General features: G+C 50.8%; 22 protein-coding genes. 14 read left to right on the forward strand and 8 right to left on the reverse strand.

The window, feature by feature from the left end:
- Nucleotides 1-114: 114 nt before the first annotated feature.
- The 4 genes from J2I46_RS28020 to J2I46_RS28035 all read left to right on the forward strand — a co-directional run bounded on the left by J2I46_RS28020 (nt 115) and on the right by J2I46_RS28035 (nt 6139).
- Nucleotides 115-696, forward strand: coding sequence for a hypothetical protein (locus tag J2I46_RS28020; RefSeq protein ID WP_207332409.1), 582 nt, complete (start codon nt 115-117; stop codon nt 694-696).
- A gap of 283 nt (nt 697-979) precedes the next feature.
- Nucleotides 980-3760, forward strand: a complete 2781-nt coding sequence (locus J2I46_RS28025; RefSeq protein ID WP_207332410.1) for a TonB-dependent receptor — start codon at nt 980-982, stop codon at nt 3758-3760.
- 37 nt (nt 3761-3797) lie between these two features.
- The gene (locus J2I46_RS28030) at nt 3798-5060 is read left to right on the forward strand and encodes a right-handed parallel beta-helix repeat-containing protein (protein WP_207332411.1); all 1263 of its coding nucleotides are present in this window, start codon (nt 3798-3800) and stop codon (nt 5058-5060) included.
- 5 nt (nt 5061-5065) lie between these two features.
- Nucleotides 5066-6139: a phytase gene (locus J2I46_RS28035; RefSeq protein ID WP_207332412.1), complete on the forward strand. Its 1074-nt coding sequence runs from the start codon at nt 5066-5068 to the stop codon at nt 6137-6139.
- Between the two features lie 72 nt (nt 6140-6211).
- Here J2I46_RS28035 and J2I46_RS28040 read toward each other — a convergent pair whose 3' ends face one another.
- Nucleotides 6212-6796, reverse strand: a complete 585-nt coding sequence (locus tag J2I46_RS28040; RefSeq protein ID WP_229379985.1) for a hypothetical protein — start codon at nt 6794-6796, stop codon at nt 6212-6214.
- 123 nt (nt 6797-6919) lie between these two features.
- Here J2I46_RS28040 and J2I46_RS28045 point away from each other — a divergent pair, with 123 nt between their 5' ends.
- Nucleotides 6920-7303 carry a MerC domain-containing protein gene (locus J2I46_RS28045; protein ID WP_207332413.1) on the forward strand — a complete coding sequence of 128 codons (384 nt, stop codon included), beginning with the start codon at nt 6920-6922 and terminating at the stop codon, nt 7301-7303.
- A 54-nt stretch (nt 7304-7357) separates the two neighbouring features.
- Here J2I46_RS28045 and J2I46_RS28050 read toward each other — a convergent pair whose 3' ends face one another.
- From J2I46_RS28050 to J2I46_RS28075, 6 genes are all read right to left on the reverse strand, one after another.
- Complete coding sequence (locus tag J2I46_RS28050; RefSeq protein ID WP_207332414.1) at nt 7358-7600, reverse strand: CBU_0592 family membrane protein; 243 nt, start codon at nt 7598-7600, stop codon at nt 7358-7360.
- Nucleotides 7601-7608: 8 nt separating this feature from the next.
- Nucleotides 7609-9099, reverse strand: coding sequence for an NADH-quinone oxidoreductase subunit N (locus J2I46_RS28055; RefSeq protein ID WP_207332415.1), 1491 nt, complete (start codon nt 9097-9099; stop codon nt 7609-7611).
- A 112-nt stretch (nt 9100-9211) separates the two neighbouring features.
- Nucleotides 9212-10033 carry a TerC family protein gene (locus J2I46_RS28060; RefSeq protein ID WP_207332416.1) on the reverse strand — a complete coding sequence of 274 codons (822 nt, stop codon included), beginning with the start codon at nt 10031-10033 and terminating at the stop codon, nt 9212-9214.
- A gap of 175 nt (nt 10034-10208) precedes the next feature.
- Entirely contained in the window at nt 10209-10496 is a 288-nt protein-coding gene (rpmA, locus tag J2I46_RS28065; protein ID WP_207332417.1) for a 50S ribosomal protein L27, read from the reverse strand.
- 114 nt (nt 10497-10610) lie between these two features.
- Nucleotides 10611-10928, reverse strand: a complete 318-nt coding sequence (gene rplU / locus J2I46_RS28070) for a 50S ribosomal protein L21 (RefSeq protein ID WP_207332418.1) — start codon at nt 10926-10928, stop codon at nt 10611-10613.
- Between the two features lie 110 nt (nt 10929-11038).
- Nucleotides 11039-11425, reverse strand: a complete 387-nt coding sequence (locus J2I46_RS28075; protein ID WP_229379986.1) for a PaaI family thioesterase — start codon at nt 11423-11425, stop codon at nt 11039-11041.
- 180 nt (nt 11426-11605) lie between these two features.
- Here J2I46_RS28075 and J2I46_RS28080 point away from each other — a divergent pair, with 180 nt between their 5' ends.
- From J2I46_RS28080 to accC, 9 genes are all read left to right on the forward strand, one after another.
- A complete protein-coding gene (locus J2I46_RS28080) occupies nt 11606-12370 on the forward strand; it encodes a phosphosulfolactate synthase (RefSeq protein WP_207332420.1) in 765 nt (254 codons plus the stop codon).
- A gap of 23 nt (nt 12371-12393) precedes the next feature.
- Nucleotides 12394-13047 carry a DedA family protein gene (locus tag J2I46_RS28085; protein WP_207332421.1) on the forward strand — a complete coding sequence of 218 codons (654 nt, stop codon included), beginning with the start codon at nt 12394-12396 and terminating at the stop codon, nt 13045-13047.
- Between the two features lie 76 nt (nt 13048-13123).
- Nucleotides 13124-13678: a YceD family protein gene (locus J2I46_RS28090; RefSeq protein ID WP_207332464.1), complete on the forward strand. Its 555-nt coding sequence runs from the start codon at nt 13124-13126 to the stop codon at nt 13676-13678.
- Between the two features lie 115 nt (nt 13679-13793).
- On the forward strand, nt 13794-13988 hold the full coding sequence (gene rpmF / locus J2I46_RS28095; RefSeq protein ID WP_207332422.1) for a 50S ribosomal protein L32: 195 nt from the start codon (nt 13794-13796) through the stop codon (nt 13986-13988).
- 211 nt (nt 13989-14199) lie between these two features.
- On the forward strand, nt 14200-15144 hold the full coding sequence (gene plsX / locus J2I46_RS28100) for a phosphate acyltransferase PlsX (protein ID WP_207332465.1): 945 nt from the start codon (nt 14200-14202) through the stop codon (nt 15142-15144).
- 19 nt (nt 15145-15163) lie between these two features.
- Nucleotides 15164-16147 carry a beta-ketoacyl-ACP synthase III gene (locus tag J2I46_RS28105; protein WP_207332423.1) on the forward strand — a complete coding sequence of 328 codons (984 nt, stop codon included), beginning with the start codon at nt 15164-15166 and terminating at the stop codon, nt 16145-16147.
- Between the two features lie 103 nt (nt 16148-16250).
- The gene (efp, locus tag J2I46_RS28110; protein WP_207332424.1) at nt 16251-16814 is read left to right on the forward strand and encodes an elongation factor P; all 564 of its coding nucleotides are present in this window, start codon (nt 16251-16253) and stop codon (nt 16812-16814) included.
- 116 nt (nt 16815-16930) lie between these two features.
- Nucleotides 16931-17419 carry an acetyl-CoA carboxylase biotin carboxyl carrier protein gene (accB, locus tag J2I46_RS28115; RefSeq protein WP_207332425.1) on the forward strand — a complete coding sequence of 163 codons (489 nt, stop codon included), beginning with the start codon at nt 16931-16933 and terminating at the stop codon, nt 17417-17419.
- Nucleotides 17420-17523: 104 nt separating this feature from the next.
- The gene (gene accC, locus J2I46_RS28120; RefSeq protein WP_207332426.1) at nt 17524-18867 is read left to right on the forward strand and encodes an acetyl-CoA carboxylase biotin carboxylase subunit; all 1344 of its coding nucleotides are present in this window, start codon (nt 17524-17526) and stop codon (nt 18865-18867) included.
- Nucleotides 18868-18952: 85 nt separating this feature from the next.
- On the opposite strand, the gene J2I46_RS28125 is transcribed toward accC, so the two are convergent.
- Entirely contained in the window at nt 18953-19777 is an 825-nt protein-coding gene (locus J2I46_RS28125; protein ID WP_207332427.1) for an outer membrane beta-barrel protein, read from the reverse strand.
- Nucleotides 19778-19817 lie beyond the last annotated feature (40 nt).

Here is a 19817-nt window from a genome sequence, read left to right on the forward strand (position 1 = left end):
GTTGGGGTCGGCTATGTAAAAGTAACGTCTCTTAAGCCGTACAACGTCGACGTTGGCTAAAAATTTGCCTAAATCATTTCACCTTTACCAAACGTATCTACCACTCAATTACTTATGACTACCCTTACCTTATGGCAAATGAACCGACCTGTTCCGTTTATATTGAAGACAGTTTACGGAGAAACAGTCAGTTACGCATCGCTGGTGTTCATTCATGGAGGTACGTTATTATTGACAGGTTTGCTCTGGTGGTTTTTTCGTAACGACCCTATTCTGCAAGTCCCTGAGCTGGCGCAGGTGGTCATGTGGCTTCTGTGGGATATAGCGGGTGGAAGTCTGGCTCACCTTACGCGGGCTAATCACCAGTACTGGGCCCGGCTCCCGCTCGAAATGCGATTGATAGCCCTGGCTAGCATGGCCTGGCAACCCGTTGTTCTGGTGCTTGTCTTCAACCAGCCCATGTTATTGCTGGTGGAGCTTCACCTATTCGCCGGTATGGCCTTCTGGTTAGTCTCCCGTGTACCACTTTACCTCCCACTTGTGGTGGCAGTGATCGTGGCATCGGGGCTTTCCTACCAGTTAAGCCTGCCGCCCATTGTGGCGCTGCTTTCCCTGTTTTATTGCCTGAAAGCAGTCATCGCCTACCGCCCCGAACAGACGTTACCGGTTAATGCCAGAGCTAACCAGGAGGCTTAGTCATCAAGTGACCACCGGTCTCAGGCCGGGCTGTTAGCTAACTATTACTAATTGCTAGAGTCTGACAGGCGTTCCTGAGGTTGCGGAGCAAAACTAACCAGCCGGTAATCGGCCGGTCGGCATCAGAAAATGGCCATTTTGTTAAGATGCCTACTTGTTTCTTCGCATTTTCATAATCAGTCTGATTGGTCAGGAACGAGGGCGCTACCTCAATTTTGTGGGTCTAAACACGATCGTATGCCGACGATAATTGTCGTCATACGTTGTGTTACAGCGTCCATGTATGTTGAGATTTCTTTACTTTTTTCTATCCGGCTGTTTGCTGGCACTACCTGCCTCGGCTGGCACTATTCGGGGAAAAACCATCGACGCGACGACGGGCGAACAACTGATTGGTGCGGTAGTTCACCTTGAGAATACCAAATTCAACGCCGTATCCGAACTCGACGGGTCGTTTCAGTTTCGGAACGTACCTGAAGGGAGTTATCAACTGATTGTCAGTTATATCAGCTATAAGACAAGCACCCATACGGTGGTGGTGGGCGGCAACGAGCCCCTTACGCTTACGCTCGCGCTGGAATCAGACGATAAGCAGACGCTCAGCGAAATAGTGGTTACACAAAAACGGGACGGATTCAGCGATAACACCGCCCGGACCCTGGAGCGGAATGCGTTGCAGGTAACCAACATTGTTTCGGGGCGAACCATCGAGTTGTCGCCCGATCTGACCGTGGCCAACGTCATTCAGCGGGTTTCGGGTATATCGGTTGAACGGAACAGCAACGGCGACGGTCAGTATGCCATTGTACGGGGTATGGATAAGCGGTACAATTACACGCTGGTCAACGGGGTGAAGATCCCCAGCCCCGACAACCGGTACAGGTACGTTCCCCTCGATATTTTCCCGTCTGAATTACTGGAACGGCTTGAGGTCTACAAAGCCCTGTTGCCTAGCCAGGAAGGCGATGCGATTGGCGGTGCCGTGAACATGATTATGCGCGATGCACCGAGCCAGCGATACATGCAGGCGAACTTGGCAACGGGCTATTCCGGCCTGTTTATCAACCGTGACTTCACCAGCTTCGATACACGAAACATAGCCGCGCAATCGCCTTACGAGCGGCTGGGTAATCAGTACAGTGCCACGCCCAACGACTTCAACAAGGCATCGGCGACTTATACAACCGGTCATCCGGCGCCTAATCTGATTGGCGGATTTGCCATTGGTAACCGGTTTCTGAGTCAAAAGCTGGGCGTTATGCTGGCGGGTAGTTTTCAGAATACATATCGGGGAAGCAACAGCCTCTTTGCCGATGGCGATGTGGCCGACACCCTGCGTGGCCTTGTGTTGACGAAGCAAAGCGAACGCCTGTATTCAGAACAGCAAACGCGCTACGGCCTGCACAGCAAACTGGATTTTCGCCTGAATCCGCGCACCAAGCTGCAGTGGTACAATGCGTATATCAACCTGACCAATGCGCAGGTCCGAGAAACTAAAACCACCGAATTGGCCATTGGCGGCTACAACCCTGAGCTAGGCAACGCGTCGCTTACTTATGCAACCCGCACACGCCTGACGCAGCAGTCGATTTTTACCAGCACGCTACAGGGAACGCATAAGCTACCAGCTAGCCTGACCGTCAACTGGTCGGCGGTTTATTCCAATGCCACCAATGCCGTGCCCGACCAGACCAACATTCCGCTACTGGGTGTTCGGAAAGCGTTTGTCGACACCCGTACAACGGTGAATGACGGGTATCGGCGGTGGGAACACAATTCCGATCAGGATATGGCGGGCTACCTGAACGTAACCTGGAACCGCTCCATCGGAAATGTACCCGTCGAGTGGATGATCGGCGGCTTGTTTCGTGACAAAACCCGTACGAATTTTTATAACAACTACACCGTTCGCCCAGCCAATGTATTTGCCCAATACGGGGTCGACTTCACCAACTACAGCCAGATAAACTGGACTATTCAGAACCCGCTAGGCTCAGTAGCGTCGGCCCTGAATTATGATGCCACTGAGCAAACATCATCGGGTTATCTGCAATTCCGGACCACCGGCCAGCCACTCGAACTCGTTGGCGGTCTGCGGGTTGAACACACCGATCAGGGCTACACCATGAAGTTTCCGATTGGGGAAGATTACCCCGTTGGCAAACAGGTTTACACCGATTTTCTGCCCAGCCTGCACGCCCGGTTGCAACGGGGTAATGCCAACTGGCGAGCCTCGTATTTCCGGTCACTGAATCGCCCAGGCTTCTTCGAGATTGTTCCGTATCGCATTGTCAATGAAGAGTATCAGGAGCGGGGAAATCCGAATCTGAAACGGGCCATTGCCGATAACATTGACCTACGCTACGAGCTTTTCCCGCGCCCACTGGAGCAGTTCATGGTCGGGCTTTTTTACAAGCATATTCAGGACCCGATAGAATATACGCTTCAGAAAGACGCCATTCGGGGGCAGGACATCTACTACTCACCAGGCAATTTCGGAACCGCCCGCAACCTCGGCATTGAGGTCGACGCCATCAAATACATCCGAAAATGGGGGCTGAAGGCCAACTATACGTATACCAACTCACGCATTACTACGCCAAAGTCGAAGCGGATTCGAAACGCACAGGGCGATCTGGAGACGATTACCGTAAGCCAGACGCGGCCACTCTACGGGCAGTCGGCCCACGTTGGTAACGTGTCGCTGCTTTATAAAGACGGCGATCATGGGCTGGATGTGCAACTGGCCGCCAGCTATACCGGTGAGCGAATCAGTACGGTGGCTCAGTTCGTCGATAATGATTTGTGGCAGAAAGGCTTCGTGCAAATGGATGCATCGCTTGAAAAGCGGTTGGGTGCTTCCGGCTCCGGCAGCGCAACGGGCGGGTTCATTCTGTTCGCAAAAGCCAATAACCTGCTGAATACGCCAACCGAGATTTTCATCAAGAATACCAATTCCAAAAATGCAGGTGTACCCGGCCAAAATTTAGCCTCAGGCCAGACGCTGATCCGCCGAGATTATTATCAGCAGTCGTATCTGATCGGTCTTCGGTATAAGCTGTAACCGGCTAACTGACAGTAGTTTACTAACAAAAAAACACATGAAAAACGTATTCGTATTGGCCGCAGCACTGGCCACCGTAATGGTTGGCTGTAAGAAGTCGGACGATGGTTCTGTAACGCCCGTTGTTCCGCCCGTGGTGCAGGAAAACGTGGGGGGGGATGTGTCGGGTGTATGGACCAAAGGAGGCACGTACAAGATCACAAACCACCTTCAGATTTCGGAAGGAAAATCACTGACCATTCAGGAAGGGGCCACCGTTATTTTCAGCGACTCGACCGTGAAGCCTGAGTTTATCGTAAAAGGCAACCTGTATGTGCTGGGGACTGATCAAAATCCCGTCAAATTCACCGTTCCCGACGCCTGGAAAACGGTGAAGAATGAGTTTGGTAATCTGTGGGGCGGTATTATTGCCAGTCCTAAGTCAGAAGAACTGGTGCTGAAAAACGTCATTATGGAGTATGGTGGTGCCGTTACAACGGAGAGCTCACCATCCGTAAAAGCTGGTTTGTATAAAGCGGCTGCCGGCCAGCACGTACCTGCGGTTAATTTCACCAACGTAAACGGTAAGGTCGTGATCATCAACAGTCGGCTGAGCAATCAGAACGAAGACGGCATTTATCTGGAAGGCGGCAAGGTCATTATTGCCAATAATATGATCTACACGCAGGGCGTATCGGGCGGTGATGCTATCAATATTAAATCGGGCGTACAAGCCGACGTAGCCTATAACCTGGTTTACAGCCCCAATACCAACGCCATGAAACTGTCGAGCACGGGTGACCGCACACCACAGGCATATGTTGTTGCCTACAATAACACGATCGTGAATGCAGGCTGGCGCCGTCCGAGCATCAAGGGTGGTTCAATCTGGGTTGAGGCTGCCGTTCGGGCTACAATCTATAACAATCTGTTTGTCAATGACCGCTTTGGCGTTAAGCGCGATACCAAGCTTACCGAAGACGCCCGTAGCGTAATGGGCAATAACTACTATTATGGCTACACGCAGCAAGGGGTCGATCAATTTCAGCCATCAGCCGAGATTATTGCTGGCACTAGCGACGTCATTGCTAAAACGGCTGGAGCGAATGACCCGAAATTCGTAAACTTCCCGCTCGACAACCCATCGCTGAATCAGACGTTTAATACGGCCTGGAATTTTAAACTACAAGCTGGTTCGCCGGCGTTGGGTAAGGGCAACATCACGTTTACCCGCTTGTATGCCGATGGTATTACGGTTGGTGGTGTACTGTACCAATCGCCCGCCCCGGCTACCTACGTAGGCGCTTACGGAACCAACTAGTGTCTATGTATCGACTTTGCGTAACGCTGTTTATCGGATTAACCGCAGTGGCTTGTCAACAACCTGCGCATCGGATTGGGCAGGCTACTGCCGACACAACTCAGGTAGTACACCCCGTCGTTGTCACCGATTCTGTCCGGCACGATTCCGATGATCCGGCTGTATGGATCAATCCGGCCAATCCAGCCAAAAGCCTGGTCATCGGTACCGATAAAGATTCGGATGGTGGGCTGTATGTGTATGATTTAGCTGGTCATTTACAGGCCGACAAGACGGTATATGGCCTGAAACGACCTAACAACGTTGATGTAGAGTATGGCCTGATACTCAGCGGGAAGCCTACCGACATTGTGGTCACCACTGAACGAGAGACGCATAACCTTCGCATTTTTTCGCTACCCGATATGAAGCCTGTCGACGGCGGGGGTATTCCTGTGTTTGAAGGTGAAACCGGAACAGGTTATCGCGACCTGATGGGCATCGCCCTGTACAAAAATAAGGATGGTGCGATCGACGCAATCGTTGGCCGGAAAAGTGGACCAACCGATGGGACGTACCTGTGGCAGTATCGACTGGCCGATGCTGGCAACGGGCAGGTGAAAGCCACCTTGCTACGGAAGTTTGGTGAATACAGCGGCCGGAAAGAGATTGAATCGATTGCCGTTGATGACCAGCTTGGGTACGTTTACTATTCCGACGAGGGCATGGGTGTCCGCCAATATTTCGCTGATCCGGCGCGGGGAAATAAACAGCTGTCGCTATTTGCTACATCCGGTTTTGCTGAGGACCATGAAGGGATTTCGATTTATGCTACATCCGACAGCACGGGCTATCTGCTGGTGTCTGACCAGGGCGGCGACCGATTCCAGGTTTTCCGGCGCGAGGGGCAGGCGGGGCAGCCGTATGCGCATCGCTGGGTACGTACCATACGTGTGCTGGCACACCAGAGCGATGGCTCAGAAACCATTGCCCAGCCTCTGAACAAACAATTCAAGCATGGTTTGTTCATTGCCATGAGCGATAACCGAACTTTTCAGCTCTACCGCTGTGAAGATATTCTCGGCGATCTGATCAAGTAATGGACCCATCGCCTATCTACCTAAAAAGAGGCCCGTCAGTTATTGACGAGCCTCTTTTTATGCTAAGAAAGATTATCGAACTGTCAGCGGAAAGTTAAGGTTGACGTCATCTGAACCGGGCGTTACTGTGCCATTTTTAACGGCTACACCATTGATGGGTGGCTGATGCCGTAATCGTACGTTTAACAGTCCTGTTCCGGCCGAGCCTGTTGTGGCGGTGCCAGCCAAGCCAATGGGGAAGTTGCGGCTGTCTTTATCGCCGTAGGTATATGCCAGCAACGTACCCGGCGTAGCTGTGTAAACAAACAGGTGTTCATCCTGCTTGTCTTTGATCTCGTTCGTAATATTGTCAGTGGGTGTTTTGCTTTCATCCAGGACCTCAACCGTCAGGCTGTAGCTCTTATTGGCCGTCAGCGTTACCGAATCGAAGCGAGTCGGGGCAGCACCACCGTCGCCGTCTTTATCCTGGAAGGTGAATGCCTGCGTGTTGGTTGTACCTTGTTCTGTGAAGCGAAGTGTCACGGTGGTGATCAGTTCGTTTTCGTCGGCTGGTTGCGGCTCCGTTGCCTTATTACAACCGGCTAACATGAGTAGGCTACCTAGTGCCAGAACTGAACCTGTGTAGGCGATATGCCTCCTGTATGCGTGCTGCATCATAGTGCTGTTGAGTTTCATGCTACAAACATACCTAAACGCAACGTTGTTGCAAATTAATTTGCAACCTTATTGCATCTACGGGGGTTAACCTCTTACTTTTGCACTGCAGAATTTAAGTTAGTCATGAAGTTGGACGACGTTGTTGAGAAGAAAGCGGATTATATTGGTATTACGGGGTCGGTGCTTTGCCTGATTCATTGCCTGGCTGCACCCGTGCTGGTAATGACATCGAGTCTGTTTCGTGATGATACACTACGGGCCAGTTTTCTGGGCCTCGATTACGTATTTATCGCCGTCAATATCGTGGCCGTTTATTTTGCGGCTCGCAATCATACCTCATCCGCGATTCGTACGGCGCTTTGGAGCTTCCTGTTCCTATTCGCGGTGGGTCTTTTACTGGAAGATGTCAATCCTGTGTTTGAATACCTTGCCTATGCCGCCTCAACGGGGCTGGTAATTTCGCACCTGGTTAATCTACGGCATCATAGACTCGTTCATTCGCACTGACAGTCAGTTGAACACATCAAAAAGGGCGACCGTAACTGGTCGCCCTTTTTGATGCTAAATGGTTCTGCGCCTTGTCAGGGAAAATACCGCAATAAGCACCCAAACCACGTTGACCAACGCCGACGGATAAGCGCCGTGGTAGTACGTATTGACCACAAAAAACAGCCCGCCGATCAGATTAGCCCAGACATACCTGGGATCTTTGGCATCTAAACGCCCCTGAATATTAAGGAAATAAGCCCCGACGATCAGGACAGACGCGACCCAACCCAGGGTTTCGATAAAGTAATGGAGCATGGTCTAGCTTAAAAAGTGGCAATCAGCCGCATGATCAGATCGGGCTTGACAAACAGCAGCACCACGGGCGGCACAGTGATAGCCAGCGCAACCCACTGCGCTACGGTCAATCGTACAGGTACTACAGGTACGTTATCGGGTAGTGGTCGGAAGATCAGTAGGAACGGAATCCGGATGTAATAAAACAGGGAAACAACGGCATTGGCCAGTCCTAAACCAAATAGCCAGATCAGCCACGGATTATCCGTTGACTGGTATGCGTTGAACAGGGCCGAAAATGACAATACTTTCGCTGTAAAGCCAACGGTTGGCGGTAAGCCGGTGAGGGCTATCGCAACCACAACCAGGCAAACGGTGAGCAGGGGAGAGGCGCTCATTCGACCGGCAAAATCAGCGATTCGAAGGGAACCGGCCGGGGCCAGCGCATCGATGAGAAAGAAAGCCGCCAGTGAGATGAACAGGTACGTTGCCATATAGAATATAGCAGCCTGAAAGCCTGCATCTGATAACGCAACCACGCCGACCAGCAGAAAACCGGCTTGGGCAATAGTTGAATAGGCCAGAAGGCGTTTAGCGTCGGTCTGGCGAAGAGCCGATAGGTTCCCGATCAGAATACCCGCCATGGCCACAATGGCCAACGGCGTTTGCAACCCAGCTACCGGCATGGCCGATAGCAAACGCATGAGTACCAGTAACGCCGCTGCTTTGGGGCCGATCGAGAAAAAGGCGGCCACCGGGACTGGAGCCGCTTCGTAGGCATCGGGCGTCCAGATCTGGAACGGCACCGCCGACAGCTTAAAAAGCAACCCCGCCATGGTTAGCAGACCTGCCACCAGGGCAATGCTTCCGTTTTTTGCCAGTTCTATACCAAATACAGCGCTGGTAATATCCAGTGTTCCGGTCAGCCCGTAGAGCAACGACATGCCATAGAGCATAACGGCCGAGCTTACCGCCCCAAAGAGCAGGTATTTCAAGCCCCCTTCCGATGCCTTCCGATCACCAACGAGGCCGGTTAGCAGGTATGAGCTGATCGAAACGAGTTCGAGGCTCAGGTAAATCGATAGCAGGTTGACAGCCATCGATAGCAGGAACAGGCCCAGTACCAGCGCCATAAGCACGGCGTACCACTCGGTAGGTAATTGCCGTTTTGCTGTGGCCTGCTGCTGATCGTTGCCTTGCCAGATACCCGTTTCCCAGAGCACTACGGCAATGGCTCCTGCGGCAACAACGCCCTTGATCAGAATAGCCTGGTTGTCGAGGAACAGCAGGTTCAGGAACAGGGGCCCCCTGAACGGTTCACCTATCGTGATAACGCCGGCAATCAGTAACCCAAACACGGTTAGGCCCGTAAGCCAGGGGCGGGTCTGTTGTTCATTACCTCGCCGGAGTAATACTAACTCTGCAATCAGCAGGCCACAAAAAGCCAGCGCGAGCCAGCCTTCAGCGCCAACGCCGCTAAGGCTGTCAAGAATATTCTGTAGTTGATCGGTGAGCGGCAAGGGGTAGTTAGTTGATGAATTAAGCGTTAGGAATAGTGTTGCAAGTCTACGGATAGTCTCCAGCAACGCCATGCTTACTTCTTAACTGCAGCGGCGGACCGCTCTTGATTCATTAGATTAATCCTTCGCGCTCGGCTTGTTCTTCGTAGCCACGCATCTGAATTGGCTTCTGGTTTTTGCGAAGTTTGATGTTCAACACTTCAACCATCAGCGAGAAGGCAATGGCAAAATAGAGGTAGCCTTTCGGCACAGTGCCAACCGGCGAATTGAAAAACGATACCTCCGACAGGTGCGCCCCTTCGGCAATAAGCATAAAGCCGATCATGATCAGGAACGACAGGCCGAGCATCTGAATACTTGGGTGTTCGTTTACGAAACGACCAACAGGCCCAGAGAAAAACATCATGATCAGTACCGATAAGACAACGGCGATAATCATGACAGGTACGTTCTGCGTGAGGCCAACGGCCGTCAGGATAGAGTCGATAGAGAAGACCACATTGATAATGGCAATCTGCGTCACTACGCTAGACACGGTTGACTTGCCCGTTTTTTTATCATCAGGCCCCACTTCATCGCCCGTCGGATCGCCCTCCAGCTTGTGATGGATTTCAGATGTTGCTTTGTATAAAAGGAATAACCCACCTACCAGCAGAATAATGCTCTGACCGGTTGGCGCAGCCACGAGCCAGCCCGTATCAATGTGGGTAAATGGTTTGCTTAGTGAAATCAGGATTGAAATACCGAATAGTAAACCTACCCGGAAAATCATGGCCAGCAGTAAACCAATGTTACGGGCTTTGGGCTGGTCGGCGGGGGCCAGCTTATTGGCTGCAATAGAAATAAAGATGATATTGTCGATGCCCAGTACGATTTCCAGGAATGTAAGGGTAAGCAGGCTGACAATGGCTTCTGCTGTAAACAGTTGATCCATAAAGAGTGGTAGTATGAAGCCCCGAAGTTACCGGTGCCGCAGGAGTGGTGCAACCGAATTACAGAAATGAACCCCTACGCCTATGAAAGGTTTGTGAGGCGGATGGTAATGGGAGGGCATGAAAAAACCGCCTGTTGAGTCAACAAGCGGTCGTTTCGTCAATAAGTCTCTGAAATTATTCAGCAGCAACGGCTACCGGAGCTGCTACTTCGGCAGGAACGATGTTCACCATTGAACGGTCGGCCCGGCCTTTCGTGAAGAGAACCGTACCATCCACAAGTGCGAACAGCGTGTGGTCTTTGCCCATACCCACGTTTTTGCCGGGGTGGTGCTTGGTACCGCGCTGACGGATGATGATGTTACCAGCGATGGCCTTCTGACCACCGAATAATTTGACGCCCAGTCGCTTGCTGATGCTGTCACGGCCGTTCCTTGAACTACCGACGCCTTTCTTGTGTGCCATTTTTGTAAATGGTTTACAGTTTTCAGTTTGCTGTTTTCAGTTGCGCTGCTTGTCAGACCATAGAGTACAAAAGCGGAGCAACAGTAAACGGTAACCGGTAAACGGTAAACTGATTTAGACGGTGATGTCGTTGATTTGAACTTTGGTCAGATACTGACGGTGGCCGTTTTTCTTCTTATAGCCTTTCCGACGTTTCTTTTTGAAGACGATAACCTTTTCGCCTTTCAGGTGCTCGAGGATAGTTGCCGATACGGTTGCGCCTGCTACAGTAGGAGCGCCAACGGTAATAGCACCTTCGTTGTCAACCAGAAGAACTTTAATCTGGTCGGAGGCAAGTGCAGCGTCCACGTCACCACCCAGTCTGTGGGTATAGATGAAGCGGCCCTTCTCGATTTTAAATTGCTGCCCTGCGATCTCTACGATTGCGTACATGATCTTTGTGTATATTGAAAATGAGGGTGCAAAGGTAGTAAAAAGTAGCGGTTTATAGCAGCAGCGCACAGAAAAAGTGCACGGTACAGGCTGGATTCGCGCAAACTCAATTACAGTTTCACTGATGTCTGAATCAGATTAGTACTGCATTTGGCAATCAACTTACCTTCGGCATTAGTGATTTTGCCTGCCACATGAATAATGTTTCGACCCGCCCGGAGGATATGGGCTTCTGCTACGATCGTTTCACCAAGTCGGGCGGCATTCAGAAAGTCTACAGCCAGATTTACCGAGGTGTAGCCAAACTCGCGACCCATTGCAAAGACTGTCAGACCACATAGGTCATCTAAAATGGCCGAAGCTGTGCCTCCATGTAATACCTGCATTGGATTGACCATGTCGTCACGGACAACGTACCTGGCTACTGTTCGGCCTTCCTCAATTTCCAGCAAAATGCCGTCTAGCCACCGGCTAATTCCCGACAGACTTTGCGTCATTGGTTGCCCTATAAGTGATTGAAATGTGGCCAGTCTGGGGTTTATTTCCATGTCGCTAAAATAGCACTTAACTAAGCTGTACCGTCTAAAACGGCGCGTATTTGTGTGTTTAATTGTGAGTTTCTGGTAACCTTGCTACTTTTGCGCGACTTACGATAACATGTATCCGTACAAGCTAGAATGAATTATACGTTAACCCAGATCCCAGAACGCACGGCAAAACCACGTCACAGCGGTTTTACAATGGTTATGGACAAAGGCCTAAGCCTGCGCGAAGTAGAAGATATGCTGTCCATGTCGGCTGATTATATCGATATCGTTAAACTTGGCTGGGCCACTTCCTTCGTCACCCCTAATCTGCAACAGAAACTTGATGCCTACAAAGCAGCGGGTGTTCCCGTTTACTTCGGCGGTACGCTTTTCGAAGCTTTTGTGGTGCGAAACCAGTTTGACGATTACCGCAGGCTGCTCGATAAATATGACCTGAAATTCGCTGAAGTATCTGATGGTTCGCTGGAAATGGATCCCGATGAGAAATGCGAGTACATTCGCACCCTGGCTAAACAGGTGACGGTATTGTCGGAAGTGGGGTCGAAGGATGAAGCCAAGATTATCCCTCCCTACAAATGGATCAAACTGATGACTACCGAACTCGAAGCGGGTGCCTGGAAAGTGATTGGCGAAGCCCGTGAAGGAGGAACTGTTGGTCTGTTCCGCGCCAGTGGTGAAGTCCGCCAGGGCCTTGTTGAAGAAATCCTGACCCAAATCCCATCGGAAAAGATTATCTGGGAGGCACCACAAAAAGAACAACAGGTGTGGTTCGTGAAGCTGTTAGGGTCTAACGTCAACGTTGGCAACATTGCACCAAACGAAGTTATTCCGCTTGAAACCATCCGGTTAGGCCTTCGTGGTGATACGTTCAGCTTCTTCCTGGATAAGAAATAAACGGACTTCAGACTCCACTCCTTATGGAAATCATAAAATCGCTTCTCGACTTTCTGCTGCATCTCGACAAATTCCTCGATTTGTGGGCCAATGAGTATGGTGTACTGCTGTATGCCATTCTGTTTCTGATCGTTTTTACGGAAACGGGCCTGATCGTTATGCCGCTGCTGCCGGGCGATTCGCTGTTGTTTGCGGCTGGTGCACTGGCTGCCCGCGATACCAATGAACTGAGCGTAGCGGTCATTATCCCCCTGCTGATCGTAGCCGCCCTGCTGGGCGATAACGTCAACTACTTTGTGGGTCGCAAACTGGGCACGCAGATCAAATCGAGGGAGCGAATCTTGTTCTTCAAGCGCGAATACATTACCGAAACCGAGAAATTCTACGCCAAGCATGGCGGTCGTACCGTCATCATTGCCCGATTCATCCCGATCGTTCGTACGATAGCCCCATTCGTTGCCGGTGCCGGGAGCATGAATTACGCTACCTATATAAAGAACTGTATCATCGGAGCGGTTCTATGGGTGGTAAGCATTACGTTACTCGGCTACTTTTTTGGCAATCTGGAAATTGTGCAGAAGAACTTCGAGATCGTCGTGTTTGGTATCGTTGGCCTGTCACTACTGCCAATCGTTGTGCAGTTCGTTAAGCAGAAGCTGACAAGTAAGGCGGTATAGACGTAAATTCCTGAATTCACCTTCCCCAATTCGCAAACGATTCGTATCTTTGCGGCCTTGTTAGCGAATGACTGAGGTGAACGAACTGCGTCAATACGATATCAACATTGTTGGTCTGGAAGAAAAACGATATGCATTCGACTTTGAGTCGGGTGAATCGTTCTTCAAAGCGCTTGAGCAACAGTTGATTACGAAGGGTAATGTGAAAACACACTTGCTTCTCGACAAGTCGGAGACGATGATTCGTCTTGACTTCTCGATTGCCGGGTTGGTGGAACGTACCTGCGACCGTTGCCTTGATCTGTATGACGAACCGGTGGATACGCGCCAAACGCTCTTCCTCAAGTTCGCTGATCGTAACGAGGAATTGACCGATGAAATCGAATTGATCGAGCGTAATACGGCTACGATCAACGTGGCCCGCTACATATTCGATTACATTGTCTTATCGATGCCAATGAGAGGGCTTCACCCGCGTTTTCGCGATGAAGACGATGACGAACTGTCAGATGGCAAATTGATTTACTCATCAGATGCTGCTGAAAACGCACAGGCGGCTGATGAGGATACTGAAGAAAAACCCGCAGTGGATCCCCGATGGGAGGCCCTGCGTAAATTGAGTAATAACTAAATAAACTGTTTGGCGTTTGCCGGTCCGCCGGTGAGGTTCATCTTAGTGCTGCAAAGCAACCAGGAATACAACCGATGGAAACCCCAAACATCAACCGTCAAACTGATAACTAATTATGGCACACCCCAAACGCCGCCACTCGACCACCCGCCGCGATAAACGCCGGACGCATTACAAAGTAGAAGCCGTAACGCTGGCCACTGATTCAACAACGGGTGAAGTTCACGAACGTCACCACGCTCACGTATTCGAGGGGAACCTCTTCTACCGTGGTAAAATGATTATTGAAGGGTACAGACCAACGGTCTAAATACAGTTGGTTCCCGACTCTGCCGGGGAGGTTTCTTTGCCGAAAAAAGTACGTTCCTGCGGTACATTCATCAGATGAAGTAAAAGAGTATTTCGCCGACATCGGGTTTAAGATGAACGCGGAATACTTTTTTATTGCCCCCCGGCTACTAATTTTACGCGCCCAATACCGAAACTCTGCCGGTTGTTGGCTCATTAAGCTGCTCGATAAAATGAAGATTGCCGTGGATGCCCTTGGTGGCGATTTTGCACCAGAAGCGATTATCGAAGGCGTTGCCGCCGCTGTGAAAGCCGGTTTGCCCGAAGACGTCACCGTCGTGCTGATTGGTCCTGAGTCTGTACTAAGCACGCAATTAGTAGCGCAGGGTATTGCCGGACATGCTGCCATAGAGCTTGTTCATGCCGACGAAGTGATAGGAATGGGCGAACACCCTACCAAAGCACTGTCGCAAAAACCCAATTCAACCATCAGCGTTGGTTTCAAACTCCTGAAGGAACGTCAGATCGATGCGTTTTGCAGCGCCGGCAATACAGGGGCTATGCATGTAGGCGCCCTGTTTAGCATTAAGGCCATCGAAGGTGTCATCCGCCCATGCATTGCCGGGTTTGTGCCGCAACTGAATGGAGGTACGGCTATTATGCTGGATATAGGCGCCAATGCCGACTGTAAGCCCGAGATGCTGGCTCAGTTTGGTGAACTAGGCTCTATTTATGCCAAACACATGTTTGGTATCGACACGCCCCGCGTGGCCCTCATGAACATTGGCGAAGAAGAGCAGAAAGGCTCGTTGGTGGCGCAGGCCGCCCATCAATTGCTGAAAGATTCACGTCGAATCAACTTCGTTGGCAACATCGAGGGAAAAGATATGTTCATGAACCGGGCCGATGTGATCGTCACTGACGGTTTTACGGGAAATGCACTGTTTAAACTTGGGGAATCATTTTATGAAGTGGCTACACAACGTGGCCTGAAGGATGAGTTCTTCGATAAGACCAACTATGCATCCGTTGGTGGTAGCCCAATTATCGGTGTGAACGGAAACGTAATTATTGCCCACGGTATTTCGTCGGCTACAGCTATACAAAACATGCTCAATCTGGCCATCAGGCAGGTGCAGGCAGATGCCCACACTAAAATTGCCCAGGCGCTCAAGTGAGTATCCCGTAACAGAATTTATGATGAAAGCAGCAATTACCGGTGTTCACGGCTACGTACCTGATTACGTATTGACCAACGCTGAACTGGAGCGCATGGTTGATACCAATGACGAATGGATTACCTCGCGCACGGGCATCAAAGAACGGCACATACTGAAAGGCGAAGGCATGGGCAGTTCACACATGGGTGCCGAAGCCGTACGCGGGTTATTAGCTAAAACGAACACCGCTCCTGAAGAGATTGACCTGCTCATCTGCGCTACTGTTACCCCTGATTATGTATTTCCGGCTACAGCCAACCTCATCTGCGATATGGTGGGTATACGTAATGTGGGTAGTTTCGATATTCAGGCCGCCTGCTCAGGTTTTTTGTACGCGCTGACGGTAGGCACCCAGTTTATCGAAAGCGGCAAGTACAAGAAAGTAATCGTAGTTGGAGCCGATAAAATGTCGGCCATTACCGATTACACGGATCGGACAACCTGCGTTCTGTTTGGCGATGGGGCCGGCGCCGTCTTACTCGAAGCTGCCGAACCCGGTTTAGGCATTCTTGACTCAATCATCCGTTCTGACGGCGTAGGGCAGTACCATCTGTTTCAGAAAGCGGGTGGTAGCCGATACCCACCCAGCCACGAGACCGTTGAGAAACGCTGGCACTACGTTTATCAGGATGGCCCGTCGGTCTTTAAATTTGCCGTAAAAAATATGGCGGATGTGTCGGCTGAAATTATGCAGCGAAACCACCTGGATGGTGGCGATGTAGCGTGGTTAGTACCGCACCAGGCTAATAAACGGATCATCGATGCTACCGCCAACCGTATGGGAATTGGCTCGGATAAGGTGATGCTCAATATCCATAAATATGGTAATACCACTGCCGCAACGATTCCTCTCTGCCTGTTCGACTACGAATCGAGACTGAAGAAAGGCGATAATCTGGTGCTGGCAGCGTTCGGTGGCGGGTTCACTTGGGCAGCAGTATACGTGAAGTGGGCTTACTAAGGAGTTTGCAGTTGTCTGTTTACAGTCTTCAGTTGCGCTGCAAATTCATCTTTATTACATCAACAAACAGAAGACTGTAACCAGAAAACAGAAAACTATCAGAATGGCAACGACCGCAGACATTCGGAACGGCTTAGTTATCAATCACAACTACGACCTTTTTCAGATTGTTGAATTTCAACATGTTAAGCCCGGAAAAGGCGCAGCTTTCGTTCGGACGAAACTGAAAAGCCTGACCACTGGCCGGGTTATCGACAATACATTCAACTCAGGGGTAACTATTATTCCGGTTCGGGTTGAACGCCGGAAGTTCCAGTACCTCTATAAAGATGAGGCTGGCTACAATTTCATGGACCAGGAAACATTCGATCAGATCAACATCGACGGAAAAATTCTGGATCAGGCCGATTTGATGCGCGAAGGGCAGGAGGTAGAGATATTAATGAATGCCGAAAATGATACACCACTGACTTGTGAATTACCCGTTTCGGTTGAATTGGAAGTAACTTACGCCGAACCCGGCCTGAAAGGAGATACTTCAAGTGGCGCCAAGAAGCGTGTTGAAGTAGAATCGGGCGCAATGATCAACGTACCCCTTTTTATTAACCAAGGCGATAAAATTCGGGTTGATACACGTACCCGGGAATATCAGGAACGAGTGAAATAGAGAAAGTTTACAGTTTTCAGTTTGCCGTTTACAGTTGCTGCGCTAATATGCCAACTGGTTCACTAGCGCAGCAACTGTAAAACGGCAAACTGAAAACTGTAAACCCTTTTTTTAATATGAGCACACAAGACATTCAACAACTAATTGATTTTATCGCGAAATCGGGTCTCGATGAGGTGAAAATTGAGACCAGCGAGCTGAAAATCAACGTAAAACGTTCGGCAACGCAACCAGTTGTTGCAGCGGCTGCACCAGCGGCATCACCTGCTCCGGCACCTGTAGCCGCTCCCGTGGCCCAGCCAGCGGCTGCCCCGGCTATTTCTGCAGCACCCGCCGCAACTGCAGCGCCTGCTCCGGCCGCCAACCATATCACGATCAAGTCGCCAATGATTGGTACGTTCTACCGGTCGGCGAACCCCGAGTCGCCCATGTTTGCGGAGGTAGGTGACGAGATCAAGCCCGGCAAAGTGGTATGTATCATCGAAGCCATGAAGCTTTTCAACGAGATCGAAGCTGAGATATCGGGCCGGATTGTGAAAGTGCTTGTCGAAAACGCTACACCTGTCGAGTACGATCAGCCGTTGTTTATTGTCGAACCAATATAAAGAGTCGATAGTCGATAGTCTTTAGTCGATAGTGGGCTAATGCACGACTAGCTGACGCGGTAGCCCACTATCGACTAAAGACTATCGACTATCGACTTAACCTTATGTTCAAGAAAATCCTAATTGCTAACCGGGGCGAGATTGCGTTGCGGATCATACGTACCTGCCGCGAAATGGGCATTCGTACGGTGGCCGTTTACTCAACAGCCGACCGCGACAGCCTGCACGTTCGCTTTGCCGACGAGGCGGTCTGCATTGGCCCTCCGGCAAGTCGGCAGTCTTATCTGAATATTCCGAGCATTATTTCTGCCGCAGAAGTAACGGGGGCTGACGCTATTCACCCGGGTTACGGTTTCCTGTCGGAAAATGCAGAGTTCTCGCAAATCTGCGCTGATTATGGTATCAAGTTTATTGGTGCTACGGCCGAACAGATAAACAGCATGGGCGACAAGGCCACGGCAAAAGCCAGCATGCGTGCGGCTGGGGTGCCGGTAATTCCTGGCTCAGAGGGTCTGCTTGAATCCATTGAGCAGGGTAAAGAACTGGCAGCAGGAATGGGCTATCCGGTGATCATCAAGGCTACGGCTGGTGGTGGTGGCCGTGGCATGCGCATCATCAAATCCGAAGCTGACTTCGAAAAAGCCTGGAATGACGCCCGTACCGAAGCCGGTGCCGCTTTTGGCAATGATGGCCTCTATCTCGAAAAATTCGTTGAGGAGCCCCGCCACATTGAAATCCAGATTGTGGGAGATCAGTACGGTAAAGTGTGCCACTTATCAGAGCGCGACTGCTCGATTCAGCGTCGTCACCAGAAACTACTGGAAGAAACACCATCGCCAATCATGACCGACGACCTTCGGGCACGAATGGGCGAGGCAGCCATTCGTGGTGCTCAATCAATCGGGTACGAAGGTGCCGGAACGGTTGAGTTCCTGGTTGATAAACACGGCGAATTCTATTTCATGGAAATGAATACCCGGATTCAGGTCGAACACCCGATTACGGAAGAGGTAACCGATTTTGATCTGATCAAGGAGCAAATCAAAGTGGCGGCGGGCGTTCCGATCTCTGGAGCTAACTACACGCCAAAACTGTTTGCCCTTGAGTGCCGGATTAACGCCGAAGATCCAGCCAATAATTTCCGTCCGTCGCCGGGTAAGATCACCAACCTGCACTTTCCCGGTGGCCACGGCATCCGTATCGATAGCCACGTGTACACCGGGTACGTTATTCCGCCCAACTATGACTCGATGATCGCTAAGTTGATCGTGTCGGGCCAGTCGCGGGCTGAAGTACTGACGCGTATGAAGCGGGCCTTGCAGGAGTTCGTGATTGAAGGCATCAAAACCACGATTCCATTTCATATTAAGTTGATGGACGATCCCGGTTTCCAGTCGGGACATTTCACAACTGCTTTTCTGGAGACATTCGATTTCTCTGATTTATAGCCGGTCAAACGAGGGCATTAAAAAAGCCGCTTCTGAACGTCAGAAGCGGCTTTTTTAATGCCAGACTAGCGCTAGAGAAGGAACGTTAAGGGAGCTTAATCCCTGCCGTAACGCTGGCAATACCCAGAAATCCTTTGATGTTTGTGTCTTTGTAAACACCACCGGCCGGAACGGCGTAGCGAACGTCGAGATCCAGCCACTTGAGCGGTGATACGCCCAGACCCACTTCCAGCGCCCAGGTGAACCGTTTCACCTCCAGGTTTGCCGCGTCACGGCTACTCAGCAGGTTAGTGGTTTCTGGTGTGGCCGGAATAGCAACAGCGGCTGAAAAACCAATAGCCGGGTTCGGATTAACCTGCCCCTGCGTACTGCGAACCGCCTGTGATTTATTAACGAAGATAAGCGTTGGGCCCATGTAGGCGCGTAGCTTGTCTTTTATCAGCCGCCGACCGAAGAGGACAGGTACGTTGAACGACTCGATAGACGATTCTGACGTTATATCGACAGTAGCGTTCAGTAGGCCCGGTGCAAAACTGATCGGCAGCTGTGCCGCCAGATCCGGACTAGCATTCACATCGAGCGTCAGGTTTGTTTTCTGTTTCAGCAAGTACCGGTTGTACGTCAGTTCGATCTGTACATATCCTTTCCGACGGTAGTTGTTAAAACGCACGAAAGCACCACCTGTGTAGCCAACGCCTGTACCGTTTCGTTTGTTATCGATTTGCGGGACCGTTACGCCTGCAATGCCGGTTGGCTGAGCCGGAATAGTTGTGTAGCCATGCACAAAGGTAGGGCCACCTTTTACCCCCACCTCAATAGCCCGTATTGATGATGTAGTTGGAGATTGTGCCAGTGCCGCTGTTGAGGTCAATAGTAGGGCAGCAGCTATAGTGTATAATGGATATGTCATGTTGGTCAATAGATGTTGGACGTTGGATACTGGCTACTGG

Origin of the sequence: Fibrella forsythiae, assembly GCF_017353175.1 — a bacterium.
In the GTDB taxonomy this organism is placed as follows: domain Bacteria; phylum Bacteroidota; class Bacteroidia; order Cytophagales; family Spirosomataceae; genus Fibrella; species Fibrella forsythiae.